16 protein-coding genes are annotated in these 18220 nt (G+C 35.7%); 5 read left to right on the plus strand and 11 right to left on the minus strand.

Annotated elements, in window-relative coordinates; translation table 11 throughout:
* Nucleotides 1–581 precede the first annotated feature (581 nt).
* On the minus strand, nt 582–2501 hold the full coding sequence (locus AC13DP_RS00790) for a RagB/SusD family nutrient uptake outer membrane protein (RefSeq protein WP_483067145.1): 1920 nt from the start codon (nt 2499–2501) through the stop codon (nt 582–584).
* A gap of 9 nt (nt 2502–2510) precedes the next feature.
* Nucleotides 2511–5651 carry a SusC/RagA family TonB-linked outer membrane protein gene (locus AC13DP_RS00795; RefSeq protein WP_483067146.1) on the minus strand — a complete coding sequence of 1047 codons (3141 nt, stop codon included), beginning with the start codon at nt 5649–5651 and terminating at the stop codon, nt 2511–2513.
* A gap of 366 nt (nt 5652–6017) precedes the next feature.
* Here AC13DP_RS00795 and AC13DP_RS00800 point away from each other — a divergent pair, with 366 nt between their 5' ends.
* Entirely contained in the window at nt 6018–6221 is a 204-nt protein-coding gene (locus tag AC13DP_RS00800) for a hypothetical protein (protein ID WP_347406500.1), read from the plus strand.
* Here AC13DP_RS00800 and AC13DP_RS00805 read toward each other — a convergent pair.
* The 5 genes from AC13DP_RS00805 to AC13DP_RS00825 all read right to left on the minus strand — a co-directional run bounded on the left by AC13DP_RS00805 (nt 6185) and on the right by AC13DP_RS00825 (nt 10399).
* Nucleotides 6185–6751 (minus strand): phosphatase PAP2 family protein, encoded by a 567-nt coding sequence (locus tag AC13DP_RS00805; protein ID WP_013072459.1) that lies wholly within the window; start codon nt 6749–6751, stop codon nt 6185–6187. The two genes, AC13DP_RS00800 and AC13DP_RS00805, sit on opposite strands and share 37 nt — an antisense overlap.
* A 142-nt stretch (nt 6752–6893) precedes the next feature.
* Nucleotides 6894–7124: a hypothetical protein gene (locus tag AC13DP_RS00810; RefSeq protein ID WP_013072460.1), complete on the minus strand. Its 231-nt coding sequence runs from the start codon at nt 7122–7124 to the stop codon at nt 6894–6896.
* Nucleotides 7125–7135: 11 nt separating this feature from the next.
* Nucleotides 7136–8509 carry an MATE family efflux transporter gene (locus tag AC13DP_RS00815; RefSeq protein WP_228252340.1) on the minus strand — a complete coding sequence of 458 codons (1374 nt, stop codon included), beginning with the start codon at nt 8507–8509 and terminating at the stop codon, nt 7136–7138.
* Nucleotides 8510–8608: 99 nt separating this feature from the next.
* The gene (locus AC13DP_RS00820) at nt 8609–9016 is read right to left on the minus strand and encodes a hypothetical protein (protein WP_041578961.1); all 408 of its coding nucleotides are present in this window, start codon (nt 9014–9016) and stop codon (nt 8609–8611) included.
* On the minus strand, nt 9017–10399 hold the full coding sequence (locus AC13DP_RS00825) for a M20/M25/M40 family metallo-hydrolase (RefSeq protein WP_483067148.1): 1383 nt from the start codon (nt 10397–10399) through the stop codon (nt 9017–9019). It abuts the gene before it with no gap.
* A 185-nt stretch (nt 10400–10584) separates the two neighbouring features.
* Between AC13DP_RS00825 and AC13DP_RS00830 the strand changes: the two genes are divergently transcribed.
* Nucleotides 10585–11181 (plus strand): hypothetical protein, encoded by a 597-nt coding sequence (locus AC13DP_RS00830; protein ID WP_013072464.1) that lies wholly within the window; start codon nt 10585–10587, stop codon nt 11179–11181.
* Nucleotides 11182–11266: 85 nt separating this feature from the next.
* Here the strand turns inward: AC13DP_RS00830 and AC13DP_RS00835 are convergent, their stop codons facing one another.
* Complete coding sequence (locus AC13DP_RS00835) at nt 11267–11707, minus strand: Hsp20/alpha crystallin family protein (protein ID WP_013072465.1); 441 nt, start codon at nt 11705–11707, stop codon at nt 11267–11269.
* Between the two features lie 170 nt (nt 11708–11877).
* Between AC13DP_RS00835 and AC13DP_RS00840 the strand changes: the two genes are divergently transcribed.
* The 3 genes from AC13DP_RS00840 to AC13DP_RS00850 all read left to right on the plus strand — a co-directional run bounded on the left by AC13DP_RS00840 (nt 11878) and on the right by AC13DP_RS00850 (nt 15738).
* Nucleotides 11878–13176 carry a DUF2254 domain-containing protein gene (locus AC13DP_RS00840; protein WP_347406503.1) on the plus strand — a complete coding sequence of 433 codons (1299 nt, stop codon included), beginning with the start codon at nt 11878–11880 and terminating at the stop codon, nt 13174–13176.
* Between the two features lie 95 nt (nt 13177–13271).
* Nucleotides 13272–15113: a sensor histidine kinase gene (locus AC13DP_RS00845; RefSeq protein WP_347406504.1), complete on the plus strand. Its 1842-nt coding sequence runs from the start codon at nt 13272–13274 to the stop codon at nt 15111–15113.
* A 1-nt stretch (nt 15114) separates the two neighbouring features.
* Complete coding sequence (locus AC13DP_RS00850; RefSeq protein WP_228252332.1) at nt 15115–15738, plus strand: response regulator transcription factor; 624 nt, start codon at nt 15115–15117, stop codon at nt 15736–15738.
* 63 nt (nt 15739–15801) lie between these two features.
* Here the strand turns inward: AC13DP_RS00850 and ettA are convergent, their stop codons facing one another.
* The 3 genes from ettA to AC13DP_RS00865 all read right to left on the minus strand — a co-directional run bounded on the left by ettA (nt 15802) and on the right by AC13DP_RS00865 (nt 18132).
* Nucleotides 15802–17493 (minus strand): energy-dependent translational throttle protein EttA, encoded by a 1692-nt coding sequence (gene ettA / locus AC13DP_RS00855; protein WP_013072469.1) that lies wholly within the window; start codon nt 17491–17493, stop codon nt 15802–15804.
* Nucleotides 17494–17596: 103 nt separating this feature from the next.
* Entirely contained in the window at nt 17597–17743 is a 147-nt protein-coding gene (locus tag AC13DP_RS00860; protein WP_483067149.1) for a DinB family protein, read from the minus strand.
* Between the two features lie 257 nt (nt 17744–18000).
* Complete coding sequence (locus AC13DP_RS00865) at nt 18001–18132, minus strand: YqaE/Pmp3 family membrane protein (RefSeq protein ID WP_483067147.1); 132 nt, start codon at nt 18130–18132, stop codon at nt 18001–18003.
* Nucleotides 18133–18220 lie beyond the last annotated feature (88 nt).

An 18220-nucleotide genomic window follows, 5' to 3' on the forward strand; every position in this document is an offset into this window, starting at 1 on the left:
CGGTTATAAAACAGCCAAGAGAAGATTTAAAATGGAAGTAAGGAATTTAATTATTGCAATGATAGTGACCTTTTCCGGAGGAGATCCCAACAAATTATTTAAAACTTAAAGTGGCCGGAATTTCTTCCGACCACTAGTGGGTGGTACCCGGCTTTTTGTTATCTGCTTTCTATCTAAAAATTCTGTTTAAAATATCATAGAATATCAAAAAGAAAATTCTGGGATAAGCAAGGAGATTGGCGCTTATAAGTGAAGTCAGTAATTGAAAGTTAAGTGTGGATCACTATTAATAAGCGTTTAAATTTAAAAGCAAAGAATAAAAATAGGGTAGTGATAATTGATAAATTAATTATCCCGATCCAGGCCGCATGGATCCTATATTTACAGGACACAAGGCTCAATTAGTTTATTTACTATAAACTATAGGAGAATTTCTTCTCAAGAAAATCCACACCATATTCCAGAGAAAAACTTATTACAGCCAAAAATCCAGAAACGAATTAAAACTTGTATTTAGCTATAAAAAACAAAAAAGAGAGCTTTAAAGCTCTCTTTTCTATATTATTTAATAAAGTTATATTCTATTGATAGCCAGGGTTTTGGTAAGTATCTTTTTCTGCTTGGGATACATCCAGATTATCTAATTGTCCGCGAGGTATTGGTCTTAAATAATGATAAGGCTCAATATTCCTAGTCGTTACGGTTGGGGTATGATCTGTGGCATCATTGCCACCAATCATATAAGATCCAGCTAATTCGTTCCATTTTTGAGTACGTACCAGGTCATACCAACGATAGCCTTCACCAAAGTATTCCCGGGAACGCTCTGCCAAAATAAAATCGATATCTATAACATCTGGCGTCGCTGCTATCATGGCCGCACTATTATCCTCGATACGTTCTTCCTGTTCGCCGTTATCATAACACCATTTGCCGGCTCGCGCCCTAATAACATTAATTAAATCATAAGCACTATAACTTCCTGTTGCTCCTTTTACGGCTGCTTCAGCCGCCAGGAAATAAAATTCAGAATATTTTGCTATTGGAAAAGGACGGGTTAATGCTCCATTAGGAGACCCTAAACCACCTCCGTTATCCGTGCGGTAAGTCCCTAATTTCCACAAACCTGGATAAAATCTTCTATTAATTTCATCTGGGTTTATAACATAATCTGATCTTCCTGGAAGTTCTCCCCCTCCGATGTTAGCACCATTTACATAAACAACATTATCATTATGTTCATCTAAAAATGATATCACCGCATCACCTGGGGCTATTTCCATACCATTGGCTGCCGTTAATGTAGGTTCAGTTGCACCACCTTTATCCCAGTTTCCTCTATAACTGGTGACAAATGTAGCATCATAGCGAGAATCTAATTCTTTCTCTTCAAAAGTTTCTGTTAATACACCAATAGGTGGTGCCATTCTTGTCCAAGGCCTACCATAACTTTGAGCAGCTTCTCTTTGTACTGCAGAAACGCCATCCACACTTATACTGGTGTAGTTAGATGTTACCATCCAAACTGCTGTATTAGCACTACCCTCTGGACCACTATATCCTAAATCTGCTCCGTTATAAAGTTGGCTATCTTCAGTACGATCTGCATATAACATCATTTCATCATGACGATCGTTTGTGGCCACATGTACATTATAAAAACAATCTAGTAAACGATAAGGGCCTGGATTCTCAATTCCCTCAACAGCTAGATCATAGGCTTTTTGGAAATAATAAGAAGCATCCTGACCATCCGGATCTGTTCTTGGCGTTTCAGGATAGGTAGGAATATTATTAGGATTCTCTAACCACCAGGCATAGGTTAAATAAGCTTTTGATAAAAACAGCCGAGCTACGTTCTTGGTTACTGCCCCGGTTAAACGGGGATTATCAGGTAAATCGTTTACAGCTGTTTGTAAATCTGGTAAAATAGCCCTTGTATAAACTTCAGGTACTGTATTACGCACAGAAGTCCTAACGGCAGAATTATTAAATGCTAATTCACCAGAGCCCAAATCTAGTGGTACACCACCATAATTTTGCACTAATAAAAAGTAATTAAATGCCCTAAAAAACCTTGCTTCTGCAATTAGCGAATTATCGAGTCCTACACCTTCAGCATTTTCAATAATACCGCTAGCCGTATTTATTGCGGGAAAAGCATTTCCCCAAACAACACCTACTGAAAATCCACTTTCTGAACTTAAATTACCTTGCCCGGCAAGATCTAAATCATAAAAGTTATTATTGGCACTTTGGGCGGCAACATATTCATCTGTACCTGTTTCTGTTAAGTTTAAATAATATGCAAATCCAAAGACGTTTCGCATATTCTGATATAAATATGTTAATCCTCCCTGAACCCCAGTTTCTGTAGTAAAAAAATCTGGAGTAAATACTCCTCTTGTTTCTTCTTTCAGTATATCATCTGTACAAGATTTTAAACCGAATACCGACACCATTGAAAATATGGCTATAGGTATAATTCTAAATTTTCTCATATTTTCTATTTAAAATGAAATGTTTAAGCCTATCAAATAATTTCTTGTAGAAGGAATGTTAGTTCCAATAGTTGGAATACCCCTGGAAATATTACTAGTATTTACAGCGGAATTTTGACGATTACCATTACCATCAACTCCTGAATTTGTAATCTCTGGATCTAAACCAGATTCATCATGAAAAGGTGAAAAAAGTACGAACGGGTTTTGTGCAGATGCATAAACACGTAACCTCTGCAGTCCAATATTGGTAATAAAATCTTGTTCAAAATTGTATCCCAAAGTAATTGAACGAACTTTTAAATACGAACCATCAAAATACCCTAACGTACTTGCATACTCCTGGTTATCTCCACTTTGAAGTCCTCCCGGAGCAGGATATCTTGCATCTGTATTGGTTGGCGTCCAATAATCTACCGCAACGTTATTTTGTCTACCGGTTAGCAAATTAAGATAACTACTGGATGAATAGAGTGTACTCACCAAAGTACCACCGTGCTGGAAGGTTCCAACCATACTCAAGTCGATATTTTTATAAGCTAAACGCGTATTAAAACCACCCTGAAAATCTGGAGTTGGATCTATAATTACCCTGTCATCAGCTCCGATCGGGCGTACCGGAGATCCATCTGCATTATATTCCCCGGTATATCGTACTTTGATCATCCCTGCAGCACTGGCACCCGGCTCATATTGTTGCAAGTACTGAAAATCCGGATCAGACTCATTCCAAAGTCCTACATATTCATAATCATAAATTACATTAATAGGAGAGCCAACAAACCAAAGGTTTCCTTCATCTCGTTGTTGTCCCGAAGCTAGAGCAGTAATTTTGTTTTGATTGCTGTAAAGATTGATTCCGGCATCCCAAGTAAAACCATCTGGATTATCAATTATAGTTCCGTTTAATGAGATTTCAACTCCCTTATTCTCGGTTTTACCTATGTTACTGGTTATATTTCCTACACCAGATGATGCAGGAAGTCCCAGTGCGTATAAAATATCATTGGTTTTGGTTATATAATATTCAACCGTACCAGATAAGCGGTTATTAAACAGTCCAAAATCAAGACCATAGTTATACGTCTGAGAAAATTCCCATCCCAGGTTGGCATTAGGTACCTGATCTATAAAGTAACCGGTAGCAAATGTACTACCAAAGTTATAATTTACCGTACCGAGTCTACCCTGAACGGAATAAGGGGCTATTGCCTGGTTGGAAGTCTCACCGTAACCGGCACGTATTTTCAATTGGTTTAGCCAACTTACATCGTCCATAAATTTTTCGTTACCAATATTCCATCCTACAGATACTGCAGGATAGGTCACCCACTTATTACCCGTGGCTAATCTAGATGAACCATCGGTACGTATGGTCGCTGTCATCAAATAACGATTGTCGTATTGATACATTACCCTCCCCATATAGGACAGTAATCCAGTAGCAGAATATCCGGTTCCGTAATTTGTTATATCCTCAGAAATTGCTGAATCCAGATTATACCATAAAGAAGACTCATCAGGAATATTCCTTGCTGTTAAGCCTACATTGTCATACTGTGTATTTTGAGCAGAAAATAATCCCACGAAGTTTACTTTGTGTTTCTCAGCAAATGTTCTATCGTATAGTATTTGATTTTCTACAACATAATCTCTTGTTATAGAACTATTATAGCTTCCAGATGAGGGGTTTTGTTCGTTATAATTAAAAACGCCCTGCCCTGTGAAGTCTCCATCTCTATCTGTTCTAAAATTTAAACCAAGATTAAGTCGATATTTCAATCCTTCAATCCATGGTATTTTAACTTCAGCATAAATATTATTATAAGAGCCGTAATCCAATTGTTCATTTTTCCTTCTATCTCCTATTCGGTTTACTTCATTCCTGGTAGGAATCCAAAGGTTATCAGCTTCTGTTTGAAGCCTCACAGATTCTAAAAAATTTCCATTTTCATCATACGGACTTAAGAGTGGCGAGGCGGCTAATGCACCAAATACTCCTACAATACTACTGCTTTTATTGAAGTTCATTACTGAATTCAAACCAAATTTAAATAAAGAACCTACTTCCTGATCAACCTGAGCTCTTAAAGAATATCTTTGGAAAGAATCCTCTGGCACTACCGATGTTTCTTTAAAATACCCCATTCCTATATTAAAAGAGCCTTTTTCAGAACCTCCTTTTACGCTAATATCATGAGTTGTTTGAAGTCCGGTTCCGTATAAAAGATCCTGCCAGTCTGTATCATTAGCCAGATCTTCATCGCCACCCAAACCATAAATTGGGCTGCCACCCTGATTAGGATGAGCTGCAACATCTGCACGTAATTGGGTAAGTTGCGCTGCATTCATCATTGGATATTTCGCAAACACGTCTTTTACTGCATAGTATGTATTATAAGAAAATGTAGCCTTTTGCCCCTGTCTTCCCGACTTTGTAGTGATAAGGATAACACCATTGGCACCCCGTGAGCCGTAAATAGCTGTGGCAGATGCATCTTTAAGTATATCAAGACTTTCAATATCATTAGGACTGATATCACTTAGACCACCAGAAAAAGGAATGCCATTAAGTACAATTAAAGGATCATTATTACCAGAAAGCGACCGGGTACCTCGAATTCGAACCTGCGGGGATGCCCCTGGCCTGGTACTGTTGGTAGAAATATTAACACCAGCGGCACGTCCTATAAGTGCTTCTTGAAAGTTAGCCGTCTTTACTTCATTTAATTCTTCTCCTTTTACTGAAACCACTGATCCAGTAACAGATTCCCTACTTTGTGTACCATACCCCACCACGACCACTTCACTCAAAGCTTCGGTATCGTCTTGCATGGTTACGTTAATCTGTGTTCGCCCGTTAACTGCGATATCCTGAGCTCGATAGCCCATAAAGCTATAACTAAGGGTAGCATCTGATGGCACATTATTTAACGTATAGTTACCATCAAAATCGGTCGTTGTTCCCTGACTGGTTCCTACAATGAAAACATTTACTCCCGGCAGTGGTAATCCATCTGCGTCAACAACTTCTCCACTTACTGTTGTATTTTGGGCGTACGCACCAGTAAATACCAACAAGAAAAACAGAAGCGAAAATTTGGGCATCCTACCCAAACTTCTTACATAGTTAGTAATTTTTTCCTCCATATTAATAAATTTTAAATTAAGAGATTTAAATCATATTAGAATGACAAAAATTAATAGGTTAATTTTTTGATATGATAAATATATTATAAAATTACTAATTACGAAATCGGTTGCGTTAATTTTTATATTCAAAATGACTATAAGTAATGTGATTACCACTTAAATTACTGTTATTCAGTATTTTAAAAATTTATAAATAATTTAAAAATATGGGTTATAAGTGAAATTACTCTCCCTTTTCAATTATATGAATTGTTAATATCAACTATAAATAGTAAAAAAATACTTCATTAAAGATTAAATTATAGTTAATGAGGGTGAAATATTAATAATGCTTCAATTTTAAGCGTAAAAATTACATATAAAATGAATACGCAATCGGTTGCTTTAAAGATCATGAAAAAGACAATAAAAACTGTGTCTAAAAAATATAAGGAATTACCTGAAGAAAGATTTTGGGTACAGGAGAATAGAATTGAAAATAAAATAGAAGTTATTGGAGTTGATGATATGGAGATTCCACTATTTATATACTACACCAATTTTAATTTATTAAGCGTAAACTGTTGAAGTAAATAAAGCAGATACCCGTATAATGTCCCAAAAATGGCCCCCACAATGATATCACCGGGATAATGAACGCCAAGATAAACCCGACTATAGGCTACAAAAGCGGCCCAAATTAATAAATACCAGATAAGTCCAGGAATTTTCTTTTTAAAAATAGATCCTAAAAAAATTGCTACGGCAAACGTACTTGAAGCATGAGCCGAGTAAAATCCATATTTACCGCAGCGCTCTGCCACGATCCTGGCAAATTGGGTTACGCCTTCCTGCCTGCAAGGACGCGGACGCATAAAAAAGTCTTTAAATACGTTGGCCATTTGATCGGTACAGGTGATTAAGAGTGCAATAAAAATCATTGTGATCACACTATACTTCCAGCCAAATTTCTTAAAAAGAAGGAATAACAGAAAAGCATAAAGTGGGATCGCCATCCATTTATTACTAATAGCAATCCACATCCAATCCCAGGTTGCAGAACCAAGATTGTTTAAATAAAGAAATAATTTGTGGTCTAATTCAATTAATTCTTCCATACTTTTTTTATTCCATAATTGAGATTAAATGCTCCGTTAAGGTGTGGATACGGTAGCTTTCGAGACTGAGATCGCGATACCTCGAAATTTAAATCATTACTAATAAATACCTTGTGCATGTGCCCAAAAGCACATAACTGGTTTAGTCCTCCTCGTATCTGGATACTTCGCGATCATAAAAGTCATTCGCCTGCTGAATCAAACTTTCGGCTTCATTCGCCAGTTCTTCTTCATCTGCTTTATCAAAATCTTCAAGCCACTCCACCTCATCATTTTCAAGATTAATAATGAAACGGGGAAACTCTGTGTGAATCACAAAAATCGCATCTGAATAGTCGGTATTATCACCCAATAAAAATTTAGGAAATTCCATGGTATATATTTTTAAACAGTTTCGGTTTTAATTTCTTTCGGTTTATTCGCAATCAATTTATGGCTTAAATAATTGAATCTAAAATACAACATTAATGCAGAAGCCGTTAATCCTGCCAGTAAGCCCATCCAGATTCCCATACTTCCCATATTTTCAGCTTTTCCAAAATACCAGGACACCGGAAAACCAATCATCCAGTACGCAACAAAACAAATAGCAGTTGGGACTTTTACATCTTGTAAACCTCGTAAAGCCCCCAGAATTACTACCTGCATTCCGTCACTTAACTGAAATAAGGCTGCTACGATTAATAATTGTGACGATAAAAGTACAACTTCGGCATTGTCTATATAAAAAGTAGGCAACCAGTCTTTCAACAAAATAAAACCTACTGCGAATACAGCTTCAATAATAAAGACAAGTAGGAATACTGACATGGCAATTCGTCTCAACTCTTTATAATGATGTAATCCTTTTTGATTTCCAACGCGTATAGTTGCAGTAACCCCAAGGCCTACCGCAATCATAAAGGTCATCGAGGCTAAATTTAAAGCAATTTGATTTGCTGCCTGCTGATTTGTTCCTAAAAGTCCTGCCAGGAAGACGGTCGCTGTAAAAATAGCTACTTCAAATAACATCTGTAAGGCAGTTGGCAGACCAAGATTTAAAATCTTCTTAAAAATATCTATATTAAATAATTCTTTTTTGGACCAAACGAAGTAGGGTTTAAATTTAGATTTTCGTCTTAAAATTTCCCACACAAACCAAAGCATAAAGAACCTTGAAATCAATGTTCCTATCGCTGCACCTTCTAAACCCAACTCTGGAAAAACCCAAATTCCGTAAATTAATAAATAGTTGAATAATACGTTAACCACATTAGCTAATATAGTAGCATACATTGAATATTTGGTTTGAGATAAACCATCGGCAAATTGTTTATAGGCCTGAAATATCATTAAAGGGAGCATCGAAAAAGCTACAATTTCAAGATAAGGCATAGCATACTCTACTACTTCAGGAGGTTGATCAAGGTAATATAAAAGTGGTTTTGCCAGTAATAGCAGTAGAAAAAGAAGTATACCGTTTATACCACAAAGAATAATCCCGTGATGAAAATAACTTCTTCCCTTTTCGATGTCTCCAGAACCATCGGCCTCAGCAATAAGCGGAGTAATCGCAAAAGAAAATCCAATCCCTAAAGAAAGTGCAATAAACACCAAACTATTTCCTAAGGAAACTGCGGCAAGGGGCGCAGCACCTAATCGTCCTACCATTAGATTATCAGCGAGACCAACAAGTACATGTCCCAATTGACCTAACATCACCGGATAGGCTATATTTAGATTTTTCCTGAATTCTTTTGTGTAATCTGAAAGCTGCAAAACCAAAAATTTAGTGCGCAAAGATAATGGCTTTTATCCGGCTTCAAATTGATTTATCATTAAAAAATCCAATTTAAGAATCTGAAAAATAGAAGATACTTAGTTTTGTTTTCCTAAAATTAATTCTTCATAAGATTTTGCTTTCTGAAGCTCCAGAATCCACTTTACTTCAAACTTGCCGTAACCCAAAGTTTTTATTCTTTCAATCATAAAATCTCGAAGATCATCTAATGTTATATATTCATTAGTAGCTTCAAAAATCAATTCTACCTTATAAATATTGGGCAAAAAGAAAAAAAGCTTTCTAAAAATCGATTTTGGTTGTTTTTTGCCTGTGATCTTAAAAATCTTTCCGTGACTATCACAAAACAATTCCTCATTTAAATATTCCTGAAAATAACTTTCAGTATCATTATAGATAAAGGCATCTAAAAGCAAAAAGGAAGTGAGATCTTCTTCTTTGTTAAAATTTGGATTTGATATGTTAATCGCCGGGAACCTTATCAATTATAAACCGTATTTATCTACCAGATAAATTAAAGATGTCATGCTAGCTGCACCTAACTCGAGTTCTCTTTTATTGATTTTATCGAAAGTATCTGTAGCAGCATGGTGATAATCAAAATAACGTTGAGAATCTGGTTGTAAACCCGCTAAAACCGTTCCATCACCTTTAAGCGGACCAATATCTGCACCTCCTTCTCCTTCTTTAAAAATATGTAAATAATACGGTGCAAATAAACGAGACCAGTTTTGTAGTTTTTCAAGTTGGACATCATCAGCATGAAACGTAAAGCCCCTTGGTGTAAAACCACCCGAATCGCTTTCTAAGGCAAAGATATGATCTTCGCTTTTTTCCCTGGCAACCTCGGCGTATTTTAATCCGCCTCGCAATCCATTTTCTTCATTCATAAACAAGACTACGCGTATACTCCTTTTTGGCTTATACCCCATCTCTTTAAACAGGCGTAATACTTCCATCGATTGTACACAGCCCGCTCCATCATCGTGAGAGCCATCTCCTAAATCCCAAGAATCTAAATGCCCTCCTACAACAATATATTCATCGGGATACTGACTTCCCGTAATTTCTCCAATAACATTATAGCTTTTTACATCCGGATGGGTTTCACAATTCATTTTAAAATAGACCTTAAGATCTTTTTGCAACTTTAAAACCGAGCTTAAATATTCAGCATCCTTCGTACTAATGGCCGCAGCCGGAATTTTTTGATCTTCAGCAATATCACCATAATACATACTACCGGCATGTGGATATTCATCGATGCTAAGGTTCATCGATCTAACCAGTACACCCACGGCCCCATATTTTGAAGCTTCAGCAGCTCCATTAGCGCGTTGATCTACTGCGCCCCCGTAAGCTTTAAACGTATGGATATTTGTAGCATTCATTGGTCGATTAAAAAAGACAATTTTACCTTTAATTTTATTTTCGCCAATTGCGGAAAGTTCTTCAATGCCCTTCACTTCGATAACCTCAGCTTTGGTTCCTCCTTCAGGGGTAGCAATAGAACCTCCCAAAGCGCAGATATTAACAGGTGTAGCACTTCCCGGAATCGTTTCGATATACGCGTATTCACGAACCCCTCGGGTCCATTTTGGCACCATCACTTCCTGTAGCCAAACCTTATCTAAGCCAAGACTATCCAACTCTTTTTTAGTGTAGTCTACCGCAAGTTGCGCATTGTAGGATCCAGAAAGGCGACCACCGATACTATTGGATAAATGCCTTAACCAATCATAGCTTTTACAATTGGTTAATGCAATGTTATAAATTTCTCTGATTTTTATGGAATCACTTTCTATCGAAGATTGCCCAAAAACCGGCAATAAGAAAAGTAGCAAGAGGGGGAAAAGGATTTTCTTCATCATTGGGATAAATTTAAGCTTAAATTAACTACAAAATCAGTCAATATAAAAATTAAGTGGACTTAAAGCATAATTTGAACTAATGCTAAACAGAAATTAAGAAAGGAAAACTAAAAATTACCATAGCATTACCAAATAAAAAAACCTTTGATTTTTGTTATATTCGCAGTCTAAAAGATCGAATTTTGACTCAGGAAGAAAAAGCAGATATTATTAAAAAAGTGACCATCCTTTTAAAAGAAATCCCATCATCTATGGATGTGGTTAAAAAGGGAGGAAACGAGCACAAAAGATATAAATATCTTGCTGAACACATGGTGAATAAAGCTATTGAAAAAGATGCTCTTATTGTAAGTGAAGATGGAAATGGGATTGCTATTTTATTTAAAACCAGTAAAAAAGATGAAAACTTCTGGAAAAATGCCTGGTCAGAATTAGGCTTAGTTTTTAATGTTACGGGTATAAAAAATGCCTATAAAATTTTAAAAACCCAAAATTATATCAAGAAACAGCGTCCACAGGAAGGTGAATATTTGTACTGCTGGTTTTGGGGAATCCTCAAAGAATCCCGTGGCCCCGGCACACAGGTTGGTGTACAAATGAAAAATGAGTTTTACAGACGCGCTAAGCTTTATAATTTACCGCTTTATGCGGAAACAAGAATGCGAAAAAACGCGATTGTGTATCAAAAATTCGGATTTCAACTTTTCAATAAATGGGATCATCCCAGTGGAGATACCATGTATTTTTTAAGATATATTCCTGAAGAAAAGGGCGAATAACTTAAGATTTAAAACCCTGGAAATAAAAAGAAAGCCGAATCTTATAATTCGGCTTTCTTTTTTTAACTAACTAAATAACCTTAACTTAAGATATTTCTATCATTCTTTTAGCCTGCACTTTAGCTTCTTCCTTTTTTGGAAGTGCAATTTCTAAAACCCCGTTATTGTAATTCGCAGAAATTTTAGAATTATCTACTGTTTCAGGTAAACTAAATGCTCTTTTAAAAGTACTATAGCTAAATTCTTTACGAGTATATTTTCCGCTTTTTTCTGAAGTTTCTTTTTCTAATTTTTCTTCAGCTGAAATGGTTAATACATCGTTATCCAACTCAATCTTAAAATCTTCTTTGGATTTTCCAGGAGCTGCAACTTCAACGATAAAATTCTCGTCTGATTCGTGAATATTAACCGCTGGAATCCTTGTCCCTATATTATTCACGTTTGTAGTTCCTCCTAACCAATCTGTTTTAAACATATCGTCAAATACAGATGGCAACCAGTTTTCATTTCTCTTAATTAGACTCATAACATTTATATTTTTTGTTAAACTTTATTTCTTTTAAGAACACTTACCTAATAGCAATTTAAATTCCAATTAAATTTTAACGTCATTTTGGCAGTTATAATGGTTTTTAACATGACTTTTTAACATGTTTAGGGTTTTTACAGCTATATTAGCCTCATATTAACTGTCAAATGAAAAAACTATTTACCCGGCTACTTTCTTTTTTTAATGCTATTCGCAGTCGGATCGCATTTTATCCAACCGTAATCGCTTTATTAGGGTTTCTATTTACATTTCTAACCTTATTCTTGGAAGAACATGGCGCTTCAGGTCTTTTAAGAAAAAACTTTCCGTCTCTTATTGTTAATAGCGGAGATACGGCACTAAGCGTTTTAGGAGCAATAATTACGGGACTCATCTCGATGATGGTGTTTAGCTTTTCTATGGTAATGGTTTTGCTTAACCAGGCCACCAATAATTATTCTCCAAGATTACTGCCCGGCTTAATTTCAGATCGTAAACACCAAACAGTCTTAGGGATTTATCTTGCAACCATACTCTATTGTATTTTTATCATGGTTGCTATAGATCCGGACGCACCTCCAAAAGATTTACCCGGATTTTCAGTATTTTTGGGTATCCTTTTTACAGTGATCTGTATGGGTGCATTTATCTATTTCATCCATACCATTTCCCAAAGCATTCAAATAAGTAATATCCTCGAGTATATTTATCATGAATCCAGAAACAGGCTTTATAAATTATTGGACAGTGAGCGAAATCAAACTGCCAGTTTCCCTGATACGGATAGCTGGCATGTCTATGAAGCAAAAAAAAGTGGGTATTTTCAAAACCTATCGATTGCGAACATGCTTGATCTTTGTGAAGAAATAGAAACCAAATTTCATGTTTTACCTATAAAAGGTATTTTTATTCTTAAAGGCACCCCAATTCTTCGGTCAGAAAAAGAACTGGATGATGAAAAATTAGATGAAATTTTAGCGAATTTCAATTTTGCACGTAAAGAACTCGTTGCCGATAATTACGTATTGGCTTTTAAACAAATTACTGAAATTATTGCCAAAGCCATGTCTCCCGGGATTAATGATCCCGGTACCGCGGTAAATGCTATCGATTATTTAACCGAATTACTGGCCCTTAGAATGCTAAAAAAGGATTCGAGTATTATAAACCGCAACGATAAATGTCTTTTAAAATTGAATACCGTAGATTTTAAAGATTTACTTTATAATATACTGGTAACCATTAGAACCTACTGCTCACACGATCTAATTATCATTCAAAAAATTGGCGTGATGTTCCACTATTTACTTCAGCAAGAACAAAAAGAAGATTACTATAAAGATATTATTCTTTCCGAAGCTAAGTGTTTTTTCAGTAGTGCTTTGGAAGCCGTAGAAACTAAAAATGATATCGAAACGATAAAGAATTATGCTGAAAACTTAAAAATTAAGCTGAAAACCGACTAATTTCAGAATTATTCAAAAAATATCTGTCATTGGGTATTTATCCTTCAATCTATTTAGCTAATTTTATTTTCACCTCCAATCCACTGAAAATTAATGTGCTAAACAAGTACTTTCTTATTATTTGCTTTCTTCTCGCATTTTCTGTAAATGCTTCAGAAGACGATACGCTTTTTGTAAAAGGAGTGTACTCACAGCATATTGTTGATTTTTTCCAAAGATTTGAGGACTGCAAGGCAGAATCTAAAGAAGAAATAATTCAGCATTTCAACAAAGGAGAATTTCAGGATATGGATCCTAGCCGAATCGTAAATCTAGGGTTTACCAGTTGCTTAAATTATTTTTCATTAAAGGTTACAAACGATCAGGCTTTCGCAGAGGACTATTATTGGAGCTTTTATAATGACGGAATTTTATTCACTTTATACGAATTGAAAAATGGCCGGCTCATAGAAATTGGAGAAACCTCTGTAGCTCAAAAACTGGAAAAAAGACCAACGCCCATTCGATGTCTTTCTTTTAAGGTTGAAATGCAAGCTTTCGAGACCAAAACTTTGATTTTAAAAACTAAATTACAGGGACACTCTAATTTATATTTTCCTACAGATTTTACTACGGTGGAAGATATTCTTATTTATGAGGCTAATAATTCATTCCTTTTAGGCCGGTACTTTGGCTACTTTACTTTCACCGCTTTATTCAATCTATTCCTGTTTATCCTTATACGAAGAAAACTGTATGGTTTTATGTTTGGCTATATTTTAAGCATGATGGCCTTTAATGCCATAGAATATATGTACGATGTGCATTTGGTTCCCGATTTTCTTCATCGCTTTTGGACACACTTCCCTAAAATGTTTTTTGTGCTGCTATCGTCATATTTTCACACAAAAGTATTTCAATACTTTACCGCTCACAAAGAGCATTTTCCAAAATGGAATTCGATATTAAACCTTATCAATAATTTCATCTTGTTTATTCTTATTCTTTTTGTAGTGATCAAGATCGTTATTCCGCAAAACACCGCTTTTTTTGACCAATACCGGCTTTTGCTATTTCTTTTATTTTTAATCAATTTAACGGTATTGGTGATCAACCTGTTTTATTCGATTTACAAAAAGAATAAACAATCCGTTTACTACATCTGCTGTAACTTTTTACTTATTCTTTCGCTACTTTTTTATATCACCAACACTTTTCAGGTAGGGGGCGCAACCATTTACATGCCACCAGGAAACATCATTAACAGCGTTGCTTTTGAAATTTTAAGTTTAACGATTGCTTTCTTATTGAATTATAGAAAAGAGCTTAATGAAATGAACCAAAATCTAGCCGCTGCTAAATTAAAAAGTGAAAAACTAAGCGAAGAACTCATTGAAGTACAGGAAAATGAACGCCAGATCATTGCAAGAAATCTTCATGACGGATTAGGAAATACTATGAATGCCTTGCGTCTTTTACTGGAAGCTCCCTATAAGAATGAAAAGCAAATTACAGGAATATTCAATCTTGCAAAAGACCAGTTTCGCAATTTAATCTACCAAATATCACCTAAAGAAATAGAAAAAATTGGTTTATATACAACTATTCAGCAGGACTTAGAGCTTTTTAAGAATACTTCAATAGCAGTGAATCTTACCCTATTGGGAGACGACCATACCATAGAAAACATTAAAGCGGTTAATATCTATCGAATCTTTCAGGAGCTTATTTCCAATATCATAAAACATTCGAAGGCAACGATTGTTGACATTACCCTAAATTGTGATGAAAGTACCTGCAGCCTTCAGATAGAAGATAATGGTATAGGCTTAAAAGAAGAAAACACTAATGGTATGGGAATAAAAAATATAAAATCCAGGGTTTCTTATCACCAAGGAATATTTCATATAGAGAATACCGGGAAAGGCATGATAAGTATCATCGAAATACCTATTTAAAATGAAAGCAATAAAAATCGTACTGGTTGATGATCATTCCTTATTTACAGAAGGACTCATGCAAATTTTAGACGCTATCGACGATTTACAGGTTATCGCCACATTTAGGGATGGGGAAACCATGCTGAAAAGCGACGAAATCCATAAAGCCGATGTGCTGTTACTCGATATAAATCTGCCTGGGAATTCTGGAATTAGTATTGCTGAAAAAATGAAGCCTTATTTCGCTTCTCTAAAAATCATCTGTTTATCTATGCTTTTTGAAAAAAACATTCTGGATAAACTTAAATTTATAGGTGTTGCTGGTTATCTGCCAAAATTTGTCCATACTAACGAGCTTATTGAAGCCATAAGAAAAGTAAGGATTGGAGAGACTGCTTTTTATGAAGAACACACAAAAGCGGTAAGCAATATTAAAGTATGGACCAGCGATTTTAAATTGACTAATCGGGAGTTAGAAATCCTTCAATTAATTAAAGATGGAAAAAGCACCAAGGAAATTTCGGAAATCCTGCACCGTAGCCAGTTTACTATCGAAACCCATCGTAAAAACATGATTAGAAAACTAAACCTTAAAAATTCAAGCGGACTTCTTCATTTTGCCATGAAAAATCTTCCCTCTTAACTACATAAAATCAATAGAAGCAGTATAAAAAAAGGCTCCGTTAAGGAGCCTTATAGGGTATGACTATCTGGTTAATTTTTTATATTTAATTCGTTTTGGCATTACGTCACCGCCAAGACGTTTTTTCTTGTTCTCTTCATAATCAGAGAAACTACCTTCAAAGAAATATACTTGCGAGTCGCCTTCAAAAGCAAGAATATGCGTACAAACCCTATCCAGGAACCAACGGTCGTGGGAAATGACCACAGCACAACCTGCAAAGTTATCCAAGCCTTCTTCTAAAGCTCTTAGGGTATTCACATCAAGATCGTTGGTAGGCTCATCCAGTAGCAATACGTTCCCTTCTTCTTTTAACGTCATGGCCAGGTGAAGCCTGTTTCGCTCACCACCCGATAGCATATTCACTTTCTTATTTTGCTCGCTCCCGCTAAAGTTAAATCTGCTTAGATAAGCTCGTGAATTTACCTGTCTGCCTCCCATCATGATAAGTTCCTGCTCATCACTAAAGTTTTGCCAGATGGTTTTTTCAGGATCAATATCAGAGTGACTTTGATCTACGTACGCGATCTTTGCCGTTTCACCAACATCAAAAGTTCCTTTGTCAGGCTGCTCTTCACCCATTATCATTTTAAAAATTGTGGTTTTACCGGCACCGTTTGGTCCTATAATTCCTACAATTCCTGCTTGCGGTAAACTAAAATTAAGATCCTCATAAAGCAATTTATCTCCAAATGCTTTACTAACACCGTTCGCGTCGATTACGTTTGTTCCTAATCTTGGCCCATTTGGGATGTAAATTTCAAGCTTTTCATCCATTTGTTTTTGATCCTGACTCAGCAGCTTGTCGTAATTTTTAAGACGTGCTTTTTGCTTAGACTGGCGACCTTTCGGATTCATTTTCGCCCATTCCAGTTCGCGTTCTAAAGTTTTCTGGCGCTTGCTGGCCTGTTTTTGCTCTTGCGCCAATCGCTTGGATTTTTGATCTAACCAGGAAGAATAGTTTCCTTTCCATGGGATTCCTTCACCACGATCTAATTCTAAGATCCAACCGGCAACATTATCTAAGAAATAACGGTCGTGCGTCACTGCAATCACCGTTCCCTTATATTGTGCTAAATGGTGTTCTAACCAATGCACAGATTCGGCATCCAGGTGGTTGGTTGGCTCATCTAAAAGTAGAATATCTGGCTCTTTTAGTAATAAGCGACAAAGCGCTACTCGCCTTCTTTCCCCACCAGATAATACTGAAATTTTCTTATCAGCTTCCGGAGTTCTTAAGGCATCCATCGCAATTTCCAGCTTGGTATCTAATTCCCATGCATTGCTGGCATCAATCTTATCCTGAAGTTCTGCCTGCTTATCCATAAGCTTTTGCATCTTATCAGCATCTTCATAAACCTCAGGCAAACCAAACATGTCGTTAATTTTGTTGTACTCATCCAGTACTGCAACGGTTTCAGCAACACCTTCTTTTACAACCTCAAGAACAGTTTTATCTTCATCTAACTCTGGCTCCTGCTCTAAATAACCAATACTATATCCTGAAGAAAATACTACATCTCCCTGGTAGTTTGTATCTCTACCTGCGATAATTTTTAATAGGGTAGATTTACCAGAACCATTAAGACCAAGAATCCCGATTTTTGCTCCATAGAAAAAACTCAGGTATATATTTTTTAAAACCGGTGTATTCGCAGATTTGTAGGTTTTAGTAACCCCACTCATCGAGAATATCACTTTTTTATCATCTGCCATGTAATCGTAATTTTTTGGTTGAATTAATCTTATTAATACGGTTCCAAATGATCAAAAATGCATTTGAAACCGCGCAAAAATACAAATAAAGAAATACAAAATATTAGTGATCTCCTAAAAGTCGAAGTAAAAGAATCAACTGCCCGGTATGATACGCATTATGCTCTACTACAAGTAATAGCTCTCGTAATAAGGTATGATCTTCACTATTTTTCACCGGTTTGTTTAAATCGTTATTTTCATTTAAAATATACGCTGCTAAATCCCAGTCATGGTCGGAAGATTATTCTTCCGACTTTTTTGTTATAAAGACTGATTATCAATATTAAAGATACAAAAAACAAAGAATAAAACCAAGTTATTTATCTGATAACCAGTAGCTTATTCATATATTTCCTTCGGTATTATAATTAAGAAAAAAGTGTTTATAACAAAAAAGTCGGAAGAATAATCTTCCGACCATGACTGGCTTTAAGCGGGTTTTTTGTTTATAATTATTTTCAATAATTATCTCGTACGATTCACTAAAAACTCATGAATTACAGCAGGTATCCAACCAATAATGGTTAAAATAATACTGATAAGTAAAGTAGTGCCCTCATCGTGTTTCATATACACTGCAAGAGTTGGCGCAGTCATGGTCGGAAGATTATTCTTCCGACTTTTTTGTTATAAAGACTTTTTTCTTAATTATAATACCGAAGGAAATATATGAATAAGCTACTGG

The sequence above is a fragment of the Zunongwangia sp. L-65 genome (genome assembly GCF_056859415.1).